This is a genomic window from Nocardioides sp. Z22_16, from assembly GCF_058134365.1.
Genome location: NZ_JBYTTI010000002.1, coordinates 615,362 through 634,063, shown reverse-complemented (window position 1 = coordinate 634,063; position 18,702 = coordinate 615,362). Strand labels below are relative to the sequence as shown.

General features: G+C 70.4%; 21 protein-coding genes. 6 read left to right on the top strand and 15 right to left on the bottom strand.

Translation table 11 applies throughout. The features are described 5' to 3' along the window. Positions 1-31: 31 nt before the first annotated feature. The 3 genes from AC3X7R_RS07300 to AC3X7R_RS07290 are packed head-to-tail and all read left to right on the top strand — an operon-like array spanning position 32 to position 2,753. A complete protein-coding gene (locus AC3X7R_RS07300) occupies positions 32-1,012 on the top strand; it encodes a TIGR03557 family F420-dependent LLM class oxidoreductase (RefSeq protein WP_489964914.1) in 981 nt (326 codons plus the stop codon). Continuing rightward, positions 952-2,025, top strand: coding sequence for an NAD-dependent epimerase/dehydratase family protein (locus AC3X7R_RS07295; protein ID WP_489964913.1), 1,074 nt, complete (start codon positions 952-954; stop codon positions 2,023-2,025). Before AC3X7R_RS07300 ends, AC3X7R_RS07295 begins: the two co-directional genes overlap by 61 nt. A 41-nt stretch (positions 2,026-2,066) precedes the next feature. Continuing rightward, complete coding sequence (locus tag AC3X7R_RS07290) at positions 2,067-2,753, top strand: HAD family hydrolase (protein ID WP_489964912.1); 687 nt, start codon at positions 2,067-2,069, stop codon at positions 2,751-2,753. Here AC3X7R_RS07290 and AC3X7R_RS07285 read toward each other — a convergent pair. The 7 genes from AC3X7R_RS07285 to AC3X7R_RS07255 form a co-directional block, all read right to left on the bottom strand. Continuing rightward, entirely contained in the window at positions 2,747-3,160 is a 414-nt protein-coding gene (locus tag AC3X7R_RS07285) for a YccF domain-containing protein (RefSeq protein ID WP_489964911.1), read from the bottom strand. The genes AC3X7R_RS07290 and AC3X7R_RS07285 overlap by 7 nt on opposite strands. Positions 3,161-3,181: 21 nt before the next feature. After that, entirely contained in the window at positions 3,182-4,396 is a 1,215-nt protein-coding gene (locus tag AC3X7R_RS07280; RefSeq protein ID WP_489964910.1) for an MFS transporter, read from the bottom strand. 65 nt (positions 4,397-4,461) lie between these two features. Then, positions 4,462-5,436 (bottom strand): NAD(P)-dependent alcohol dehydrogenase, encoded by a 975-nt coding sequence (locus AC3X7R_RS07275; RefSeq protein WP_489964909.1) that lies wholly within the window; start codon positions 5,434-5,436, stop codon positions 4,462-4,464. Next, positions 5,433-5,663: a helix-turn-helix transcriptional regulator gene (locus tag AC3X7R_RS07270; protein WP_489964908.1), complete on the bottom strand. Its 231-nt coding sequence runs from the start codon at positions 5,661-5,663 to the stop codon at positions 5,433-5,435. The genes AC3X7R_RS07275 and AC3X7R_RS07270 overlap by 4 nt, the downstream gene beginning before the upstream one ends. Then, entirely contained in the window at positions 5,657-6,082 is a 426-nt protein-coding gene (locus AC3X7R_RS07265) for a hypothetical protein (RefSeq protein ID WP_489964907.1), read from the bottom strand. The genes AC3X7R_RS07270 and AC3X7R_RS07265 overlap by 7 nt, the downstream gene beginning before the upstream one ends. Before the next feature lie 166 nt (positions 6,083-6,248). Continuing rightward, positions 6,249-6,806 (bottom strand): hypothetical protein, encoded by a 558-nt coding sequence (locus AC3X7R_RS07260; RefSeq protein WP_489964906.1) that lies wholly within the window; start codon positions 6,804-6,806, stop codon positions 6,249-6,251. A 280-nt stretch (positions 6,807-7,086) separates the two neighbouring features. Continuing rightward, on the bottom strand, positions 7,087-7,230 hold the full coding sequence (locus AC3X7R_RS07255; protein WP_489964905.1) for a hypothetical protein: 144 nt from the start codon (positions 7,228-7,230) through the stop codon (positions 7,087-7,089). Positions 7,231-7,256: 26 nt separating this feature from the next. Between AC3X7R_RS07255 and AC3X7R_RS07250 the strand changes: the two genes are divergently transcribed. Then, the gene (locus AC3X7R_RS07250) at positions 7,257-7,649 is read left to right on the top strand and encodes an SDR family NAD(P)-dependent oxidoreductase (RefSeq protein ID WP_489964904.1); all 393 of its coding nucleotides are present in this window, start codon (positions 7,257-7,259) and stop codon (positions 7,647-7,649) included. A gap of 77 nt (positions 7,650-7,726) precedes the next feature. Here AC3X7R_RS07250 and AC3X7R_RS07245 read toward each other — a convergent pair whose 3' ends face one another. Together AC3X7R_RS07245 and AC3X7R_RS07240 are read right to left on the bottom strand one after the other, a co-directional pair. Then, on the bottom strand, positions 7,727-8,983 hold the full coding sequence (locus tag AC3X7R_RS07245) for an HNH endonuclease signature motif containing protein (RefSeq protein ID WP_489964903.1): 1,257 nt from the start codon (positions 8,981-8,983) through the stop codon (positions 7,727-7,729). A gap of 452 nt (positions 8,984-9,435) precedes the next feature. Further along, complete coding sequence (locus AC3X7R_RS07240) at positions 9,436-9,897, bottom strand: GNAT family N-acetyltransferase (RefSeq protein ID WP_489964902.1); 462 nt, start codon at positions 9,895-9,897, stop codon at positions 9,436-9,438. Between the two features lie 139 nt (positions 9,898-10,036). Here AC3X7R_RS07240 and AC3X7R_RS07235 point away from each other — a divergent pair, with 139 nt between their 5' ends. Next, complete coding sequence (locus tag AC3X7R_RS07235) at positions 10,037-10,387, top strand: ABC transporter ATP-binding protein (protein WP_489964901.1); 351 nt, start codon at positions 10,037-10,039, stop codon at positions 10,385-10,387. A 143-nt stretch (positions 10,388-10,530) separates the two neighbouring features. Here AC3X7R_RS07235 and AC3X7R_RS07230 read toward each other — a convergent pair whose 3' ends face one another. The 3 genes from AC3X7R_RS07230 to AC3X7R_RS07220 all read right to left on the bottom strand — a co-directional run bounded on the left by AC3X7R_RS07230 (position 10,531) and on the right by AC3X7R_RS07220 (position 14,237). After that, a complete protein-coding gene (locus AC3X7R_RS07230; RefSeq protein WP_489964900.1) occupies positions 10,531-10,866 on the bottom strand; it encodes a DUF6966 domain-containing protein in 336 nt (111 codons plus the stop codon). A gap of 140 nt (positions 10,867-11,006) precedes the next feature. Continuing rightward, a complete protein-coding gene (locus AC3X7R_RS07225) occupies positions 11,007-11,669 on the bottom strand; it encodes a hypothetical protein (RefSeq protein ID WP_489964899.1) in 663 nt (220 codons plus the stop codon). Positions 11,670-11,822: 153 nt separating this feature from the next. Continuing rightward, entirely contained in the window at positions 11,823-14,237 is a 2,415-nt protein-coding gene (locus tag AC3X7R_RS07220; RefSeq protein WP_489964898.1) for a hypothetical protein, read from the bottom strand. Positions 14,238-15,143: 906 nt separating this feature from the next. Between AC3X7R_RS07220 and AC3X7R_RS07215 the strand changes: the two genes are divergently transcribed. Beyond that, positions 15,144-15,692 (top strand): GrpB family protein, encoded by a 549-nt coding sequence (locus AC3X7R_RS07215; RefSeq protein WP_489964897.1) that lies wholly within the window; start codon positions 15,144-15,146, stop codon positions 15,690-15,692. Positions 15,693-15,734: 42 nt separating this feature from the next. Here AC3X7R_RS07215 and AC3X7R_RS07210 read toward each other — a convergent pair whose 3' ends face one another. From AC3X7R_RS07210 to AC3X7R_RS07200, 3 genes are read right to left on the bottom strand one after another with little or no spacing between them, the layout of a single operon-like run. Next, positions 15,735-16,733 (bottom strand): alpha/beta hydrolase, encoded by a 999-nt coding sequence (locus tag AC3X7R_RS07210; RefSeq protein ID WP_489964896.1) that lies wholly within the window; start codon positions 16,731-16,733, stop codon positions 15,735-15,737. A gap of 41 nt (positions 16,734-16,774) precedes the next feature. Continuing rightward, a complete protein-coding gene (locus tag AC3X7R_RS07205) occupies positions 16,775-17,986 on the bottom strand; it encodes a Dyp-type peroxidase (protein WP_489964895.1) in 1,212 nt (403 codons plus the stop codon). Next, the gene (locus AC3X7R_RS07200; RefSeq protein ID WP_489964894.1) at positions 17,983-18,639 is read right to left on the bottom strand and encodes a copper chaperone PCu(A)C; all 657 of its coding nucleotides are present in this window, start codon (positions 18,637-18,639) and stop codon (positions 17,983-17,985) included. Before AC3X7R_RS07200 ends, AC3X7R_RS07205 begins: the two co-directional genes overlap by 4 nt. Positions 18,640-18,702 lie beyond the last annotated feature (63 nt).

The window sequence follows — 18,702 nt, the reverse complement described above, 5'->3', positions numbered from 1 at the left end:
TGGTGGCCCGGGGCGGGGGTACGGGTCGGCCATGCGCATCGGATACACGTTGATGACCGAGCAGACCTCGCCCCCCGACCTGGTCCGCCACGCGGGCCTGGCCGAGGAGGCCGGTTTCGACTTCGAGGTGATGAGCGACCACTACTTCCCCTGGCTCGACGAGCAGGGTCACTCGGGCTACGCCTGGGCGATGCTCGGCGCGGTCACCCAGGTGACCAGCCGGGTCGAGCTGATGACCTACGTGACCTGCCCGACCTTCCGCTACCACCCCGCGGTGGTGGCGCAGAAGGCCGCGACGGTGCAGCTGCTCTCCGGCGGGCGGTTCACCCTCGGCGTCGGCTCCGGGGAGAACCTCAACGAGCACGTGGTGGGTCAGGCCTGGCCCTCGGTCGACGTCCGGCACGAGATGCTCGTCGAGGCGCTGGAGATCATCAACGCCCTCTTCGACGGGGGCTACGTCACCCACCACGGGGTCCACTTCGACGTCGAGTCCGCCAAGCTGTGGGACCTCCCGGAGACCCGGGTGCCGATCGGCGCCGCGGTCTCCGGGAAGCAGTCGATCAAGATGCTGGCCCCGCTGGTCGACCACCTGATCACCACCGAGCCGACCGGCGAGCTGCTGCAGCAGTGGGACGGCGCGGGCGCCCGGGGGACGCGGAAGATCGGGCAGATGCCGATCTCCTTCGACCGGGACGCGGACGCCGCGGTGAAGCGGGCGCACGAGCAGTTCCGCTGGTTCGGCGGCGGGTGGAAGGTCAACTCCGAGCTCCCCGGGACCGCCGGCTTCGCCGGAGCCAGCCAGTTCGTCCGGCCGGAGGACGTCGCGGAGTCGATCCCGTGCGGGAGCGACGTGGACGCGGTGGTGGCGGCGGCGAAGGAGTGGCAGGAGGCCGGCTTCACCGACCTGGCGTTCATCCAGATCGGGGGCGACCAGCAGGAGGAGTTCCTGGAGTGGTCGACCAGCGAGCTGCTGCCGGCGCTGCGGACCGCCGGCCTGGCCGAGGGGAGCTGACGGTGCGGGTCGTGGTGGTCGGTGCCACCGGCAACATGGGCACCGCCGTCGTCGAGCGCCTGGTCGCCGACCCCGGGGTGGACGAGGTGGTCGGCATCGCCCGGCGGCGTCCCACCACCCCCGACGCCGAGAGCCCGGACGGGCACCCGGTCACCTGGCACTCGGCCGACGTCCGCACCGACGACCTGACCCCCCTCTTCCGGGGCGCGGACTGCGTCGTCCACCTGGCCTGGATGTTCCAGCCCACGCACCGGCCCGAGACCACCTGGGCGACCAACGCGGTGGGCACCCGCCGGGTGCTCGACGCCGTCGCCGAGGCCGGGGTCCCGCACGTCGTGGCAGCCTCCTCCATCGCGGCGTACTCCCCGCGGGTCGACGACTCGCCGGTCGACGAGTCCTACCCGACCGACGGCGCCTCCGCCTCGAGCTACGCCCGGGAGAAGGCGTACGTCGAGCGCCTCCTGGACGCCGCGGCGGGCAGCGGCAGCACCCTCGTCAGTCGGCTCCGGCCGGCGTTCGTCTTCCAGCGGCGCGCCTCCTCCGAGCAGGTGCGGATCTTCGGTGGCGCCTGGGTCCCTCAGGGGCTGGTCCGCCCCGGTCTGATCCCTGTGCTGCCGTTCCCGCGCGACGTCTTCCTCCAGGCGATCCACGCCACCGACCTCGCCGACGCGGTGGCTCGCATCGTGGTGCGCCGCGCGGCGGGGCCCTTCAACCTCTGCGCACCGGGGATCGTGGAGCCCGGTGACCTGGCCGACCTGTTCGCCGCCAAGCACGTCCCGGTGCCGAGGCTCCTGCTCCGCGGCGCCATCGCGGCGGGGTGGCACGCGCACCTGGTCGGCGCGGACCCCCGTCTGTGGGACGCCCTGACCCGGTTGCCGGTGATGTCCCCGGACCGGGCCGTGCGCGAGCTGGGCTGGACCCCCCGGCACACCGCCCAGGAGGCTCTCGCCGAGCTGCTGGTCGGGATCCGCCAGGGGGACGGCCACGGGACCGCTCCCCTCCACCCCGACTGACCGGCCGCGCCCAGCCTGCCCCGACGACCCGAGGAGAGACGATGACCCGCTCCGGCGAGGCACCGCTCCACGTCGACACCGTGGTGCTCGACATCGACGGCACCCTGCTCGACTCCACCTACCACCACACCGTCGCCTGGGTGCGGGCCTTCGCCCGCCTCGGCCACGACGTGCCGGCGTGGCGGATCCACCGGCAGATCGGCCAGGGCGGTGACCGGCTGGTGGCGGCCGCGGCCGGTCAGGAGGTCGAGGAGCGCGACGGCGACGCCGTCCGTGAGGCGTGGGAGGAGGAGTTCGACGCCATCATCGAGCAGACCACCTTGCTGCCGGGCGCCCGCGACCTGCTGGCGGCACTGCACGAGCGCGGCTTCCGGGTGGTGCTAGCCAGCTCGGCGATCCCCCGCCACGCCAAGCACGCCACCGAGCTGCTGGACGCCGAGGACCTCGTCGACGCCACCACCACCGCCGAGGACGCCGAGGAGACCAAGCCCGACCCCGAGCTGCTGGACGTGGCGATCGCCAAGGTCGACGGCAGCCGCGCCGTCATGGTCGGTGACTCGGTGTGGGACGTGGAGGCGGCCAACGCCCGCGACCTGCCCACCATCGGCGTGCTCACCGGCGGCTTCGCCCGCGCGGAGCTGGAGGCCGCGGGGGCCCGGGTGGTCGTCGAGGACGTGGCCGAGCTGGTCGAGCGGCTCGACGAGCTGCTGACGGCCCGGGGTCAGTAGCGGACCGGGACGCCGTACGGGTCGCGGGAGACCGCACCCACCGGCACGACCTCGCGCCCCAGCGGCAGCAGCGAGATCGGCACCATCTTCCAGCAGGCGAGGCCGAACGGGATGCCGATGATCGTGACGCAGAGCAGCAGTCCGGCGAGCAGGTGACCCAGCGCCAGCTCCCAGCCGAAGAAGATGATCCAGAGCACGTTCCCGATCACCGAGCCCGCCCCGGCCTGGGGCTTCCAGATCACCGTGCGGCCGAACGGCCAGAGCACGAAGCCGGCGATCCGGAAGGACGCGATGCCGAACGGGATGGTGATGATCAGCACGAAGGAGATCACGCCGGCCACCACGTAGCCGAGCGCCAGCCACCAGCCGGCGAGGAGAAGCCACAGGACGTTGCCGATCGTGCGCATGATCTCAGTCTGGCACGGTCGTCACGCCTTGCCGGCGAGCTCGTCGTCCACGATGACGGGCCGGCAGGCACGCAGCCCTGCCCAGGTGAACGGCACCGCGGTCGCCGCGAGGAGCACGAGGACCAGGGTCCAGCCTCCGGTCGCCTCGTGGAGCAGGCCGACGAGGACCGGCCCCGCCGCGGCAGCGAGGTAGCCGACGGGCTGCACGAAGCCGGAGAGCTGCGCCGTGACCTCGGGGTGCCGTGTCCTGGCCGGCAGCAGCGCGATGGCCAGAGGGAAGGTGAAGCCCGCCACGCCCAGCATCAGCGCCCACAGCCACGGCACGGTCGCCGGCGCGAGCAGGAGGCCCACGTAGCCGGCGACCAGCAGGACGCCGAAGGAGACGACGTACGGCGAGAGCGAGCGCGCCCGGATGATCAGCGTCGGCATCGCGAGTGCGCCGACGATGCCGATCGCCGCGAGCAGTGCTTGGAGCGTCCCGGCGTAGGTCGGCGTAAGCCCGGCGTCGCGGTAGATCTGCGGCAGCCAGCCCAGCTGGACATAGGCGTGCATCGACTGGATGCCGAAGAGGGCGGCCATCGCGACCGCAGTCGGCGACCTGGCGATCCGGCCGCGAGGGGCCTCCCCCGCTTCGAGCTCTTCGGCGGGTCTGCTTCGCTCGTGGAACGCCAGCCAGCCCCACAGCACCAGAGCCGGGAGGGGCAACAGGCCCCACATGCCCAGCGCTCGGTCGAACCCGCCCAGCGTGGTGGTCAAGGGGGCCGTGAGGAGTGAGCCGAGGGAGCCGCCGACGACGAGGCCGGTGCCGTAGACGGTGGCCAGCCGGACCTGGCTGCTGCCGCCGTAGCGCTTGATCCACGCAGGGACCAGCACGTTGCCCAGCGCCATCCCGGCCAGTGCCACGGTGCTGAGCACCAGGAAGAGCGCCGCCGAGTCGGTGGTGGCGCGCAGGAGCAGGCCCGCGGCAGCAGCCACCAGACCGAGGGCGATGCCGCCCGTGGCGCCGACCCGGCGGGCGAAGCGGACCGCCGTGGCGCCGGCGAGCGCGAAGCACAGGCCGGGCAGACCGGTCAGCAGGCCGATGAGACCGCCGCCCATTCCCAGGCTGGTCCCGACCTCCTCGAGGACCGGACCGATCGCCGACGCTCCTGGACGGAGGTTGATCGACACGAGGACGACCGCGAGCAGCGCGACGCTGCCGCGCACCGCGAAGCGTGGCGGCGCGGGTGGAGTCACTCATCGACCCTACGGCTCGGCAGTCCGCGTAGCCGGTAGGTGCCCGACAGTCGGCGCGAGCTGGCTCAGTCGAGGGAGAGGACCGTCTTGGCACGGGCGTGACCGCTGCCGACGTGCGCGACGGCTGCCGCGGCGTCCTCGAACGGGTACACCCGGTCGACCACCACTCTGAGGTCGCCGGCGTCGATGAGCCGCGCAAGCGCCTGAAGGTCCCGGGTGTGCTGCGTGCTCACCAGCGGCACGAGGCGCTGGCGGAGCACGGACGACCAGAGCATCGCGCGCAACTGTCGGTCGAAGCCCTGGAGGAGCCGCCCCTCGCCCGCCTCGCCACCGACCAGCACCAGCACACCGCGGGGTGTCAGGGCACCCCGGAGCCGGGTGAGCCTCCGGTTGCCGGCGGTGTCGATGACGACGTCGTACGCCGTCTCCGGGGCGGTGGGGTCCGTGCGGGTGTAGTCGATGACCTCGTCGGCTCCGAGCGAGCGCACGAAGTCGGTCTTGCCGGTGCTGCAGACCGCGGTGACGTGGGCCCCGTGGGCCTTGGCGATCTGCACGGCGAAGGTGCCGACGCCGCCACCGGCCCCGAGCACCATCACCCGCCGCCCGTCGAGGTCGCCGGCCTTGCGCACGGCTGCGAGGGCCGTCTGCCCGGAGATGGGCACCGCGGCCGCCTCCTGGAAGGTGAGCGACGTGGGCATCCGCGCCACCTTGCCAGCCTTGGCCACCGCGTACTCGGCGTAGCTGCCCCGACCGGTGCCGAAGACCTCGTCGCCGACGGCCAGGTCTCGCACCCGGGATCCGACGGCCGTCACGACGCCGGCCAGGTCCAGGCCGGGGACGGGCTGTCTCGGTCGGCGCAGGCCGAAGCCGAGCCGGATGGCGTACGGGAGGCCGGTCACCACGTGCCAGACGCCGGGATCGACCCCGGCGGCCATGACCTGGACCAGCACCTCGTCGTCGCGCGGTGCCGGGACGGGGGCGGACCCCACCCGCAGGACGTCGGGCGGGCCGTAGCCGTCCTGGACGATCGCCTTCATCATGCGTCCTCCTCGGTGCCGGGGTAGTCGAAGACGTCGGTGAGCGGCACCCCGAAGACGGCCGCGATCTGGAAGGCCATCTCCAGGGACGGCGAGTAGCGGCCCTGCTCGATGGCGATCACGGTCTGGCGCGTGACGCCGAGCCGACGAGCGAGCTCCGCCTGGGTCACGTCCCCGTGGGCGGCCCGCAAGGCCCGGATCGAGTTGGTGACCCGGGTGGGCCTCACCATGCGTGGAACCCCCGGCGGTAGGCGACGATCCTCGCCGCCGAGGCCACCACTGCGGAGAGCGTGAACCCGAGGTAGAGGACGTTCGCGATCCAGAACGTGTCCCAGTCCGCCAAGGACATCGCCAGCGCGACGACGCCCCCGAGGACCACGAAGGCCTGACCGACGTGGTGACCGGCCCGGTGGATCTCCACGTCCCGCCGGTCCTTGCGGTCGTCGGCGTCAAGCCCGAAGCCCGCCACGATCTCGAGGACGATGCTCGTCACGATCGCGCCGCCCACGCTCCAGAGCAGGGCTGCGGCGTAGGGGACGGTCGCCGCCGACGCCTCGGCCAGCGCCGGACCCACCCGGCCGAGGTAGACGGCGTAGGCGGTGAGCGCCACCGTCGCCATGATCCAGGCCCGCTTCTCCTCGTACGCCACGCGTCCCTCCGGTCCCCAGCATCGTGTCAAAGATGTTTGACACGAGAAACGTAGGGACGACGGCGGGAGATGTCAAACATTCTTTACGTACGCCAGAGGATGAAGGCGTCGCCAAGGCGACCTGGGCCTGCCAGCGTGCTGACCATGCTGGGACTCGAAGCACCGCTCAGCAGGCGTAGCCCAACTCGCCGTCGACGCTCCACATGGGTCCCCGCAGGATCGCCGACTCGCCGTCCCATCTCAGGTCGGCGGTGCCGTAGGCGAACGGCTTCTCCCCGTCGTCGGTCACGAACTCCCCCACCCGGCGGGCGAGACCCGTCGTCCCGCGGAGCAGGTAGACGGCACCGTCGCCGTACATGAAGAAGGCGTACTCCGCCACCACGACCCGACAGCCCTGCGGCGAAGCGGCGGGCGGCAGGGAGTAGGTGGTGAGCACGGCCGCCGAGGCGGTGCTGAGCAGTCCCGCGACCAGCACCAGCACGGTGACGAGCAGGGGGCCCCGCGGTGCGCGCGGCGTCTCCCTGCGACGAGCGAGGCGGCGGGTCACCAGGGCGGCGACGGCCAGCAGCACCGCCAGCGCAGAGAGCGGGACCACGACGCCCCGCACGACCAGGAGGAGTCCGAGCCGGGGTAGCAGGAGGCACCCGACCCCGCAGCAGGCGAGGACGAGCTCCCGTGACCTCCACGAGCGGTTCTGGTCGGCGCCTGTCTCGGTCTCCCCCACGACGGGAGCATTCCATGCCCACGCCCGACCGGCTTCTGTCCCGGTGACGATGGGACGGCCTGCCTGGGGACCGCGTCCACTCTGACGGGCTCGCGCGGGAGAGCCGCCCTCCTCGATGTCCGCGCCTGCACGCGTTCCTGCGCCAGTCACGGGACCACGATCACTGGGCGGCCGAGGAGCGGCCTATCGGTGCCGGCAGTCCGGTTCGATCCGCTGCCCACCACGCGCTCGTAGGTGCTCGAATCCGGGGATTCCGGCGAGCGACGAAGGCGTGGGACCTTCAGCCCGGCACGCCGGACCGCACCACGGTCTCGGTCTGGTCCGTCGCCGCCCAGGTGCCGAGGAGGTCGAGCGCATCGGCCGACGGCGAGCCGGGCTCGACGGCGTACGCGTAGAGCCAGCTCTCGCCCTCGGCGACCTGCAACGCCTCGACGTGGGTGACGAGGTCACGTGCTGCGCACCGTCGTGGACACCAACGCCCTCGGAGCGGTGCGCGTGACGAACGCCGCCCTCTCCCTGCTCACCCGGGCGCCGTCCCCGCGCATCGTCAACGTGTCGGGCAACATGGCCTCGCTCGCGCTGTGCACCGGCCCGGTCATGGCGGCGTACGCGGCTTCCAAGACCATGCTCAACAGCCTCACCGTGCAGTACGCCCGACGGTTCGAGGGCAATCCCATCCTCATCAACGCCTGCTGTCCCGGCTACGTCGCGACCGACTTCACCGGGCACCTCCCGGACCGCACGCCCGAGCAGGGCGCGGCCGTCGCCGTCCGTCTCGCCACGCTCCCGGACGACGGCCCTCGCAGGGGCTTCTTCGACGACGGCGGGGTGGTCCCCTGGTGACCTGGCCCCGCGTCGGACGCGTGATCTGCTGTCGAGCGCGGTGAGCCGCGGCGAGATACCCGCACCTGGTTCGCCTCCTAGGTCCGTCGGTGGAACCTGATGTCGCCGCCTGCGTGGCGGTGGGTGGTGTAGCCGGGGTCGTGGGCGCGGTGGTGGTGCCAGGGGCAGAGGAGGACGAGCTCGTCGAGGTCGCTCCTCCCGCCGCCGGCCCAGGGGTTGTCCCCGCCGTGGTGGGCCTCGGACCAGGTCGCCGGGACCGTGCAGCCGGTGGTCTGGCAGGTGTGGTGGGTGAGCATGTGGGCGTCGCGTTGCCAGGGCTTGAAGAACCGGGTCGCCCTGCCCATCGCCAACGGCACACCCTCGCTGTCGAGGACGACGGGGACGATCTCGGCCTGGCAAGCCAGCCGCCGCACGTTGTCAGGGGTGACCTCGGAGAGGTCCTCACCGTTTGTCAGGATCCGGCCTGTGCCAGTGCCTGTGCCCGTGCCGAGCTGGCCGCGGAGCGTCTCGTAGTCGATAGTGACCAGGACCTTCGTCGCGGCACCACCGTGGGCGGGGATCCGTGTGGGGTCGGCGGCTTCGAGGAACGCGCAGAACGCCATCCCGTGCAACCGCTCCTGTGGGAGCCGGACCCCGGTGGCCGGATCGACGTGGGAGAAGGGGTGCAATCCGGTGGCGGCGCCGGTGGTCTTGCCGTCGTCCTGGATGGGTGAGGTCCACGCCTCCAGGTAGGTCTTCAACCGCGCCGCCGCATGGTCGGGGATCACCCCCGACAAAGTCGACGCGCCGTCGCCGCGGCGGCGGATCGTCAGCCTGGTCGCCGCCTGGGCGCGTTGCTCGGCTCGTTCCAGCAGCTTGCGTTCGTGGTCCTCACACGTCTCCGGGGCGACGGTCTGGAGGATCTTCGCCCCGAGGGCTTCGAGCTCGCGGGGGTTGAACCGGGTGCAGGCGTCCACGAGGTGTGCCTCGGCGCGGGCGAGCACGTCGGCGGGTACTTCTTCGCCGGGCAGTGGGTCGACCAGCAGGTCGTCGAGGGCCTTCACGATCACTCTGGCCTGCGGCAGGTTCACTGCCCCCGACGTGAGGCCGGCACCGACCAGGTGCCACCGGGACGAGACCGCGTCGGCGAGCTTCTCCGCGGCCCGTCCTGCGGCGTACCCCGTCCTCGCCCGGGCGTCCAACCAGCCGGCGACTGACCTCGCCCCGTCGGTCTCGGCCACCCCACCCGAGGTGCCGACGGTGCCGATGACCCGCATCCGCAGCGCCTCGACCCCGTCGACCAGGCGGGTCAGGTCCAGCAACGCCTCTCGCTGCGCGGCAGCGGACAGGTACATCGGGTCCACATCCCTGGCCAGGTCCAGAGCCGCGTCGATCAACCCCACCGCACGCGTGATCGGGTGGTCACCACTCGCCTGCTGCCACATCCCCGGACCCCCGTCCACGTCGTACCGGAGGACCCCGATGCCCTCCCGAAGCCCTCAGTCAACCGACCCCCACCGACACTTCTGGACTGGCAGAGCGCCCAATCTCAAAGAGTGGGCACCTGTTCGAAAACAAGCGCGACGCCGTCCCGGTCCCGCCCGGCGGACTCAGGCGCTCGGTCGACAAGCCGAGTCAAGGCACGACCGGGAGCGCGCGCCCGGGACCGGCTGGCCGGCGGCGGTGGCCGGGACCGCACGGACGGGAAGACCGGCAACCTGGACTACTGCGACGCGGAGGTCACCCGGCGCTGCGAGCGCGGCTGACCGTCGCCCTCCTGGACCCGACCGCATGTGGGTGGGCCATCTCAGGCATCCGGCTGGAAGTCGAGGCGCATGACGACGCGGCGGGGTGTGGGTCGGCTGACCTCGCGGAACCCCGCGGCGGCGAGCGTGTCGTAGGTGCCGACGTGGAGCTCTTCCGCGATCGCGCCCGTGGTGGTGCGCCCCGGGTAGCCCTCGAGGGCCCGAGCACCGTTCGCTCGGGCGAAGCTCACGGCGGCTCGGGCCAGAGCGCGGCTCACCCCACGTCGCCGGAACCCGGCCCGAGCGAAGAGACAGGTCACCGCCCAGACATGCTCGTCGTCGGGGTCCTCGGAGCGACCCGCCCAAGGCACCTTGTAGGCGCGGATCAGGCCGTCGTAGCGGGAGCGCGGCTCGACCGCGCACCAGCCGACGGGCTCGGCGTCGAGGTAGGCCACCAGACCGCTGGTCGCGTCGGACCCCGGGTTGCCGCAGCTGGTCTGCTGACGCAGACGATCCGCGCGCACTTCGGCCGGTACCGAACTGAACGACTCGCCCCGCGCGAGCTTGTACCGCTGGCACTGGCACCGGGATGCCACGCCTCGCGTCCCGAAGAGCGCCTGCAGGTCCTCGGCATCTGCTTCGTTGGCAGGAGTCTGGATCGCCATGGCACTGGCCCAGCACACCGACGTGCTGCTGCTCGACGAGCCGACCACGTTCCTCGACGTCAGCCACCAGATCGAGGTGCTCGACCTCCTCACCGACCTCAACCGCAGCCGCGGCACCACCATCGTGATGGTGCTCCACGACCTCAACCTCGCTGCCCGGTACGCCGACCACCTCATCGCCCTCGCCGACGGACGTCTCTACACGGCGGGCGATCCGCGCGAGGTGCTCACCGAGCAGATGGTCCGAGAGGTCTTCGGCCTCGACTGCGGCGTGATCACCGACCCGCTCTCAGGACGCCCCCTGATGCTGCCCATCGGCCGACACCATGTCGAGGTCCCCCATGCCTGATGACCGCTGTCATTCCTGACGTGCAAGATCCTCGCTACTCGGCAGAGTCTTGATGCGGTGGGCGGGTCTCCTCGCGCCATTCGCGGCGGAAAGACGCACCGGCGCTCGACCCTGGCGGCGCATAGCGGACGTTCGTAGCGGGCCTACGAAGACGCTCGTAGCTCGTGCCTCAAGGCCATCGCGTCATCCCAGATCAATGAGCGCAGCTCGGTCAGCCGGTCATTGACCGTCGATTCCTGGTCCGGTTCGACGGCGTGACCGTTGACGCTCAGGATCCAGAGGTCGTTGAAAGTTCCCATGCCGCCGAATGCACCAAGCACACGATCGAAAGCGGCAGCGTCGTTGTTATGCAGCGCAGCGCGGCACGAAGTAGCCCACTTGAACCAGTGACTTTCGCCGTGGTTAAGCAGCAGGTTCACGGTCTCATCCAAGTTATTGATGAGCCGCGCCAGACGAGCATCGAAGTCCGGGTCCGTCACGCTCGGCAGCCTAATCGCGGAAACCGACAGGCGGATCCGTGCGTCCAAGGCGGCGGAATGACGGCACCGCTCTGGCAACCAAGGAGCGAGCGCCGTCCATCTTGATCAGCACTCGAAACTTAGGGGCCAACACCTGTTTCCTAGCGCGCGGCCACGAGTTGCCCGATGGCGTCGCGCGACCAAACCTGGCCCGCCGCATCACGAAAGTGGACTTCGACCCGCAACTCCGAATGGTCCACCTCGCCCTGTGTCCGGTGGTGGGGCCTTGCACCGAGATTGAGATCCACGGGCAAGCTGTCCTGACTCGGAGGCAGGTACGCGAGCCGCTCGGTCCCTATCAGACGCCGATCTCGACCGACAGAAGTCTCATCCATGAGGACGAGCCAGAAGTCGACCTCAACTTCGGTCGCCGGCAACGGTGAGGCGTTCCGTAGCAACGCGTGCGCACCGACGATCGCTTCAGGGTCATCCTCCATATAACCGTCTTCGTTGGGTGGTCTCGTCCCTAGCGACAACCCGGCTGGCCATGCTGCGATCAGCGCCGCGTGCGACGCTCGTTGACCTTCCTCCCACCGCTGCTCTCGCTGCGATTCGAGTCCGAAGGCTCGAGCCGCATAAAAGCCTGCAACAATGGCAGCACCCACACCGACTAGCGTCGCCCAGGCTTCCAGCCAAGACGGGAATTCTGATGCCGACCGGCCGGTCAAGCGCCAGCTCGCCCAGGACAGCGCACTAGTCAGCAGCACTCCCGCAAAGGCGCTCAAGAGAATCTTGCGGGGTCCCCAGCCATTCGGTGTCGTCACCCCGCCATCATGTCTCAACCCGATCCACGCGGGCGGCACACTTGGCGCCCCAACGAGCGAAAACTCGTTCGATTCGGCCAACCAGCAACTCACGCGGCGCAATGACGCGCGTTGGACGCCAAGTGAATGTAGGAGGATGACGCCGGGCCGTCGTCAGCGGCGCTTCCTCTTGATTCGCTTGCCGCGGAGCTGTTTTGTCGCGCGACTGGCGCTCGGCGGAGGACTGGTGAAGGTGGAGGCGAGGCTGCGCAAAGGGCTGATCTCGACAGCCGCATCGCGCTGCGCGGATCGTGGCTCTGGCGTGCCCCGGAACCGCGAACCGAACAGGCTCCCGTCCGGGCGGTACAGAAGAAGCATCGATCTGCTCGAGTGCGTTTGGTACTGCTTGTCGTCGACGTAGTGCGTCAAGTGGTCGGCCTCCGCTCCCTTAGGCACGGCGGCGGCGGTGAGCAACCACGAGCCGTATGACGTCGTTCCGTGTGTTGTCAGGCTGCGCTCTCTGGTGCCTTTCCGAGCCGCGCGACACTGCGCCTTCAAGTCTCGTCCGATCTTCTGCTGTGCGCGCCCGCTCAGCCCTACTAGGTCTGCCCCGAATCGGAGCCATCCGGGTGTCATCGACGCTTCACTCGCGTTCAGGTACTGCTCGACCCAACTCTCTTCTCGCCGAACTGGCTTCGGAGAGGCGATCTGGGAATGGCCCTCCTCCCCGTATATCCAAGCGTCGAGGTCGTCGGTGAGGGTCCCGAGGTGAACTCGCTTCTGTTCGTCGAAGCGTCGTTGGTCTGCAGGTTTTACTGCGCGGTCGAATGGGAGCTGTTCGGCTACCTCGGCTGGATCGGGATCGAAGTACATACCACCGGTGATGAACCACATAAGGACGTCGAGTTCGTCGGCTCCGCTCAGCATGGTGGCGAGTTTCCGACCGCGACGGCGCCTGACGAAGTCCAAAAACTGCGCGGGGTGGTTAAGCACCTTCGCAGTTATAAGAAGGTCGTGGAGGCTGACGATCCAAGGTATCTCCGCGCCGGCGATGATGTTCTTCTCGGCGAGCTCGTTCATGGACAGTGACAGCGGCCCCATGTCGTCGAGCATCACGATGATGGAGTGGATCTCTGCGGCGCTGGAAAGGTCGATCCAATCGCCGTCGGCGCTCCAGACTCCGCCGTTTGCTCGTATCAGTTGGGCTAAGCGCCGTGCTTGATCGTTTCCTTCGGTGAGGGTCTTCTCAAGGTCGGCGGCGAGCCTCTTGGCATGACCTCCGCGCGCCTTATCCGTGACTGTTCCGGCTTTGACCTCGACGCAGAAGGCGACGTCGTCGACGAGTAGGAGAACGTCCGACTCGTACGTGCGACCTGGCAGCTTCGTTGGATCGCTGTCGCACGTGAACTCGGAGACCTTGCTGAGGTCTTCCGGTCCCAAGTACTTCTGGCCCTCCCACTTTGGCGCTGTGTCGCCGAGAAGTCCCGTGAGCGCGGCCGCCGCGCTCGTCTCGGAGAACGACGCGCGATGGCGCACATACTTCGCCCACGCTTTGGCGGCTGGCCCGCCTCGTTGACCAGCGAGGTTGAGGCCCCGTTCGATGTTGCGCCGCATCTCGTCTTCACCGAGGAAGCCGTTGAGCATCAGGTAGCCGTCGTCGTCCGCTATCGAGCCCCAAGGGGCCGGGATCTGTCCGTCTACGAACGCGCGGACCGGGTTCGGTGCGACATCGCTTGGTCGCCTGACGCTGAAGAAATCCAAGATGCTCTTGGTGGTGCGGAGATCCACGTCGGTCCGGCTGGCGATGTCGTCAGGTGTCGCGCTGCCGAACAGGCGACATTCGTTGAGCATGAGATTCATGTCGGCGAGGAACGCGTCGCGGTCGAGACGGTCCAGTCCGCCCGGGGTCCGAGCAGCGTCGCCGACCCGGTCTCGTGCGCCGAAGAAGCGCTCGTTGAGCAGGTCGAGAGCCGCCTTTCGGACTGAACGAACCTGCTCCAGCGTGAAGCCGAGCGTTGCACTGAGGATGGCGTCGACGGCCTTGCTGCCGAGCGCCCCGGTATTCAGTTGCGTGGCGATGGAGTCGTATTGGCGTCCACGGACGGTTTGTTCGTAGGCCAAGAACTCGCCTGCCAGAGGGCCGAGTGCTTCGTCCAGCTGGTTGCCCTGGATCACTGCCAGCGTGTTCGCGGCTCGGATGATCGTCGTGGCATGAGTTATTGCAGCACCGATGTCTGGTTGTCCGGAGTTGACTCCCGTCAGTGGTTGACGGGGGAGTCCCATCCCGAGAAGCGCTAGGGCGATGACGTCTTGTACCGCTTGGGAGGTCTCAATCTGTGTCTCACTCTCCTTTAGTCCGGTGAAGTCGAACGGCCCCACTGCGGTGCGCACGAATGAAAGCGTGTCGAAGGAGTCGTAACCCTCGAGGACGGCTTCCAACCTGCTGATGGCGTCGCCAACCTGGTTGTTGAGAAGAGTGAGGATGTCGGTATGCGCCGAGACTCCGTCAACGAGGCTGGCGTAGTAGGTCTGCGCGCGGGCGAGATTGTGCAGGCCAGCGCCAATGATTCGGGTCGGTTCGCTTTCCACGGCTCCAGTGTGGACACCAGCACCGACAGACGTCGGAGCCAAACTAGCTTCGGCAGTTAAAATGAAGGAGCACTGAGGGATCCGCGCCTCCGCCAACGACATCGCCCCTTCGCGCCAGGAATCCCCCGATCGGGGCGACGGCGTCTCGCATGTCCGGATGAAGGGCCTCACGGCGCGACCATGCTTGGATCCCGTTCGATCGCGCCCAGGGACGTGCCTCCAACGGATGGAGCGCGGTGGACCACCGACAACGGAACGCACGCGAGGCACAGGGCTCGAGGTGCGTCGATATCGCACTTCTCACCCCGTCGTCGGACGGGTCTAAGTCTGGAGGCATCCACAGGGCGTTGGGGATCTCGGTGTGCATGGACACGAGGCGCAGGCGCGTTGGTTCGTGTAGTTCGCGGCGTAGCGGTTCTTCGACGCATATGGAGGCGCTGCATTCTGGGCGGAAAGAAGCGGCCACTTCGACCCCCCACGGGCTCGAAACAGCGGCGTTCCGTCGGTCAGGGCCTCAACACCTCGCGCTGCGCCGCGATGATCGCACGGCCGCACGGTCAGCGTTCAGCTGATCGAGCACCTTCGTGACGGTGGCACAGTTGCGCATGGTGCAGACCGGTGCGAGCGCTGATGACAGTTCCGGCATCCCGACTCCCCTTGGCTCTCGCCCGTTGTCCGGCAGCGGCGACAGCTTCCGCCGCTTCGGGGCCGCCCCAGCGAGTGCTCGACGGTCCCCTTCTCCAGGTCATCTGCCAGCTTCGCCACGTCGGGCTCCGAGGCGGCAACCGCGCTCCTGCCGTGGCGAGTCGGGGCTCGGGACAGTCCCGATACCGCTACCTCCCCAGCCGGGGGGCGCGGACGAGCCGCGCGTTGACCGCCCGTTTCGATCCGTCTAGGGTTCGCCGGATGCCTCCCGCCCAGCAGCGACGTCCCGACGTCACCCAGCTCGAGCTCGTCGGCGGAGTGGAGAAGCGTGAGATCGTGCTGACGCCGTACGACGACAGCTGGCCGGTGACCTTCGACGAGCATCGGGCCCGGATCCGAGCGGCCGTCGGCGACCACGCCGTGCAGGTGGAGCACATCGGCTCCACCTCGGTGCCGGGGCTGGCCGCCAAGCCGATCATCGACATCCTCCTGGTGGTGCCCGACATCACCGCCGAGGAGGACTACCTCGACCCGCTGCTCGCGACCGGCTACGAGCTGCGGACCCGAGAGCCGGGCCACCGGCTGGTGCGGACACCCGGACGGGACGTCCACGTGCACGTCCTGGAGGTCGGCGACGGCGCCATCGACGACTACCTCATGCTCCGCGACCGCATGCGCCGAGACGAGGGCGACCGGGCGCTCTACGAGGAGACCAAGCGAACGCTGGCCGCTCAGGACTGGCCCGACATGAACGCCTACTCCGACGCCAAGACCCAGGTGATCACCGAGATCATGTCCCGGGCGCGCTAGCCGGCGATCGCGACCAGGGGGCGGACGAGCGGCGCGCGCCGGTCAGTCCGTCAGCGCCTCCCGCTGGGCAGCGACGATCGCGGCCGCCGCCGCCCGGGAGTCCCGCGCGAGATACGGAATCCCGAGGAAGCCGTGCGGCATCCGGTGGAACTCCTCGACCCGCACGGGTACGCCCGCGGCGGCCAGCCGCTCGGCGTACCGCAGGCCGCTGTCGCGCAGCGGGTCCCGCCCGGCCAGCACCACCAGTGCGGGCGGCAGCCCGGAGTGGTCGGGCGCCAGGATCGGCGAGAGCCGCCAGTCGTCGGCGTCGGCACCGTCGTCGACGTAGTGGCCGTGGAAGACTTCGAGGTCCTCGTTGCTCAGCACCACGGCACGGGTGTTCTCCTGGTAGGAGCGGTCCTCCGTCAGCGCCTCGGTCAGGTCGGTGGCCGGGTAGATCAGCGTCTGGTGCCTGATCGGCGGCCCCCCGGCGTCCCGGGCCATCAGGGTGGTGACCGCGGTCAGGTTGCCGCCGGCGCTGTCGCCCATCACGGCCAGCCGACCGGGGTCCGCGCCGAGCTCGCCGGCCTGCGCGTGGGTCCACTCCAGCGCCGCCCAGCAGTCCTCCACCGCGGCCGGGAACCGGTGGGTCGGCGCGAGCCGGTAGTCGACGGCCACCACGACGGCACCCACGCCGGCGCTGACCCGGCCGTGCAGCCAGTCGCCCTGCCGGGCGCTGCCGAGGGAGAACCCGCCGCCGTGGAAGGCCACCACCACCGGCAGCGTCCCGGTGGCGCCGCGCGGCCGGTAGATCCGCAGCGGCAGGTCGCCCTGCGGCCCGGGCAGGGACGCGCTCTCCACCTGGACGCTGCGCGGCCGTCGGCCCAGCACGAGGTCGGCGGGGCCGTACTCGGGGAGCACCACCTGCTGCACCCGGGCCAGCGTGGCCTCGTCCATGTGGGCGACGGAGAAGGCCCGGCCCCGCCGCATCACCGCCCCGACCAGCCGGACCCCGAGCGGCATCCGGGGCGGGTGCGGGGAACGCGGGAGGGTGGCGGTCACCTCTCCATGCTGCCGGGGGCGGGCAAGGACGAGGCGCGAGCTCAGGCGAGGAGCTGGTGGCCCAGCCACTCCCCCGCGGCGAACCCGGGCGGGATCGCGAACTCCGCCGACCCGACCGCCGTCGTCCACTCGTTGAGCGCGTCACCGGCGTCCATCATCTGCTGGATCGGCACGAACTGGCCGGACAGGTCGCGCTGGAAGCTCTGGAAGATCAGTCCGGTCTCCGACGTGCCGCCGGCGCCCACCAGCTCGTAGTTCGCCCCCTTGCGGAAGAGGCGTCGCCCGCCGTTGGTCGACGGGTGGGCGCGCCGGGCGTGCGCCTGCTCGGCGATCACCCAGCGACCGTCCCGCCGCGCCACGAGGTCGACGTCGGTGAGCTCGGCGCCCCCGCTCAGCGGAGCGCCGTCGTCGAGCCGCCGACCCACCGACTCCTCCTGCTCGCCCCGGGTCAGCTCGTCCCAGGTGGGCAGGTCCATCCGGATCCGCCGGACCACCAGGGTGGTGCCACCGGCCCACGGACCACGGTCGATCCACACGGTGGTGTCGAAGAGGTCGCTGCCCGGCTTGGGGTTGGCCGAGCCGTCGACCTGGCCGAAGAGGTTGCGGCCGGTGATCGGGCGCCCCTGCTCGTCCCGGCCGCGCCAGGCGCCCTGCTGTCGCCACCGCAGGGTGGCGAAGGGGCCGGCGTCGGCGACCAGCCGGCGTACGGCGTGACCCACGGTGGTCGCGTCGGCGCCCGACACCAGCAGCAGCAGGTCGCCGCCGGACCACTCCTCCTGGAGCCGGTCGTGCTTCATCGCGGGCACCCGGGCGAACCCCTCGGGCGCCGCGATCCCCCACTCCTCACCCACCACGCCCGGGCCCAGCCCGACGGTGATGGTGAGGTCGGCGACCGCCGCCAACCAGGGGGCGGTGTCGCCGGGGGTGCCCCGGCCCGCCGTCAGCGACTCGACGTCTCCGGTCCAGACCCGCATCAGCCTGGCCAGCGCGCTCCGGTCCCGGCTGCGCCGCAGCTCGGGGCGCAGGTCGAGGGCGACCAGCTCGGTGACCGCGGTCGGGTGCGCGGCGACCCCCGGCTGGTGCACGCCGTACGGCGAGACCACCCGCGGCAGCCCCTCGGGGCGGGCGGGCTTGGCCGGGGTCTCCTCCAGCGCCTGCGCGCCCACGACCCCGGCCCCTGCGCCGGCCGCCGCGCCGGCCACGGCCGTCCCGACGTAGCCCAGCAGGCGACGCCGGCCGAGCGACGGACTCACGACTGCTCCTCCCCCGAGTCGTGCTCGTCGCCGTGCCCGTCGCCGTGCCCGTCGCCGTCGTCATCGCCGTGCTCGTCGCCGTGCTCGTGGTCGCCGTGGTCGTGGTAGTTGCCGTCCTCCTCGGTGAAGGCCTTCACCGGAGCGGTCACGCTCACCTGCGAGCCGTCGGAGAGCTCGAGCACCAGCTCGACCTCGTCGCCGGGGGCGAGCTCCTCGCTCAGCTCCATCAGCATCACGTGGTGGCCACCGGGCTGGAGCAGCTGCCCGCGGCCGGGCTCGAGGGTCAGCTCGTCGATCTTGCGCATCCCCATCTCGCCGTCGACCGCGGCCATCTCGTGGAGCTCGCCACGGCCGGCGAACCCCGCGGAGGCGCCGGTGACGGTGATCGCGGCGTCGCCCTCGTTGTCGAGCGTCATGAACGCCGCGGTCATCGTGGCGTCCTTGCTGCCGGTGGTGGCCCGGACCCACGGGTCGGCCACGACGAGGGAGTCCGCCGCCTCCGCGGCCTCGGCGGTGGTCCCGGAGTCCGCAGAGTCTGCGGAGTCCTCACCGCAGGCCGCCAGCCCGGTGCCGAGCAGCAGGGCCAGGGCGACGGCCGGGACGAGGGAACGGGACGTGGTACGGCGGGTGGTGCGGGTGGACAGGTGCTTCATCGGGGTGCTTCTCCTCGCGACTGCGGGCGGACGGGGGCTCCCGACCGAGAGGGGTCGGGGCGT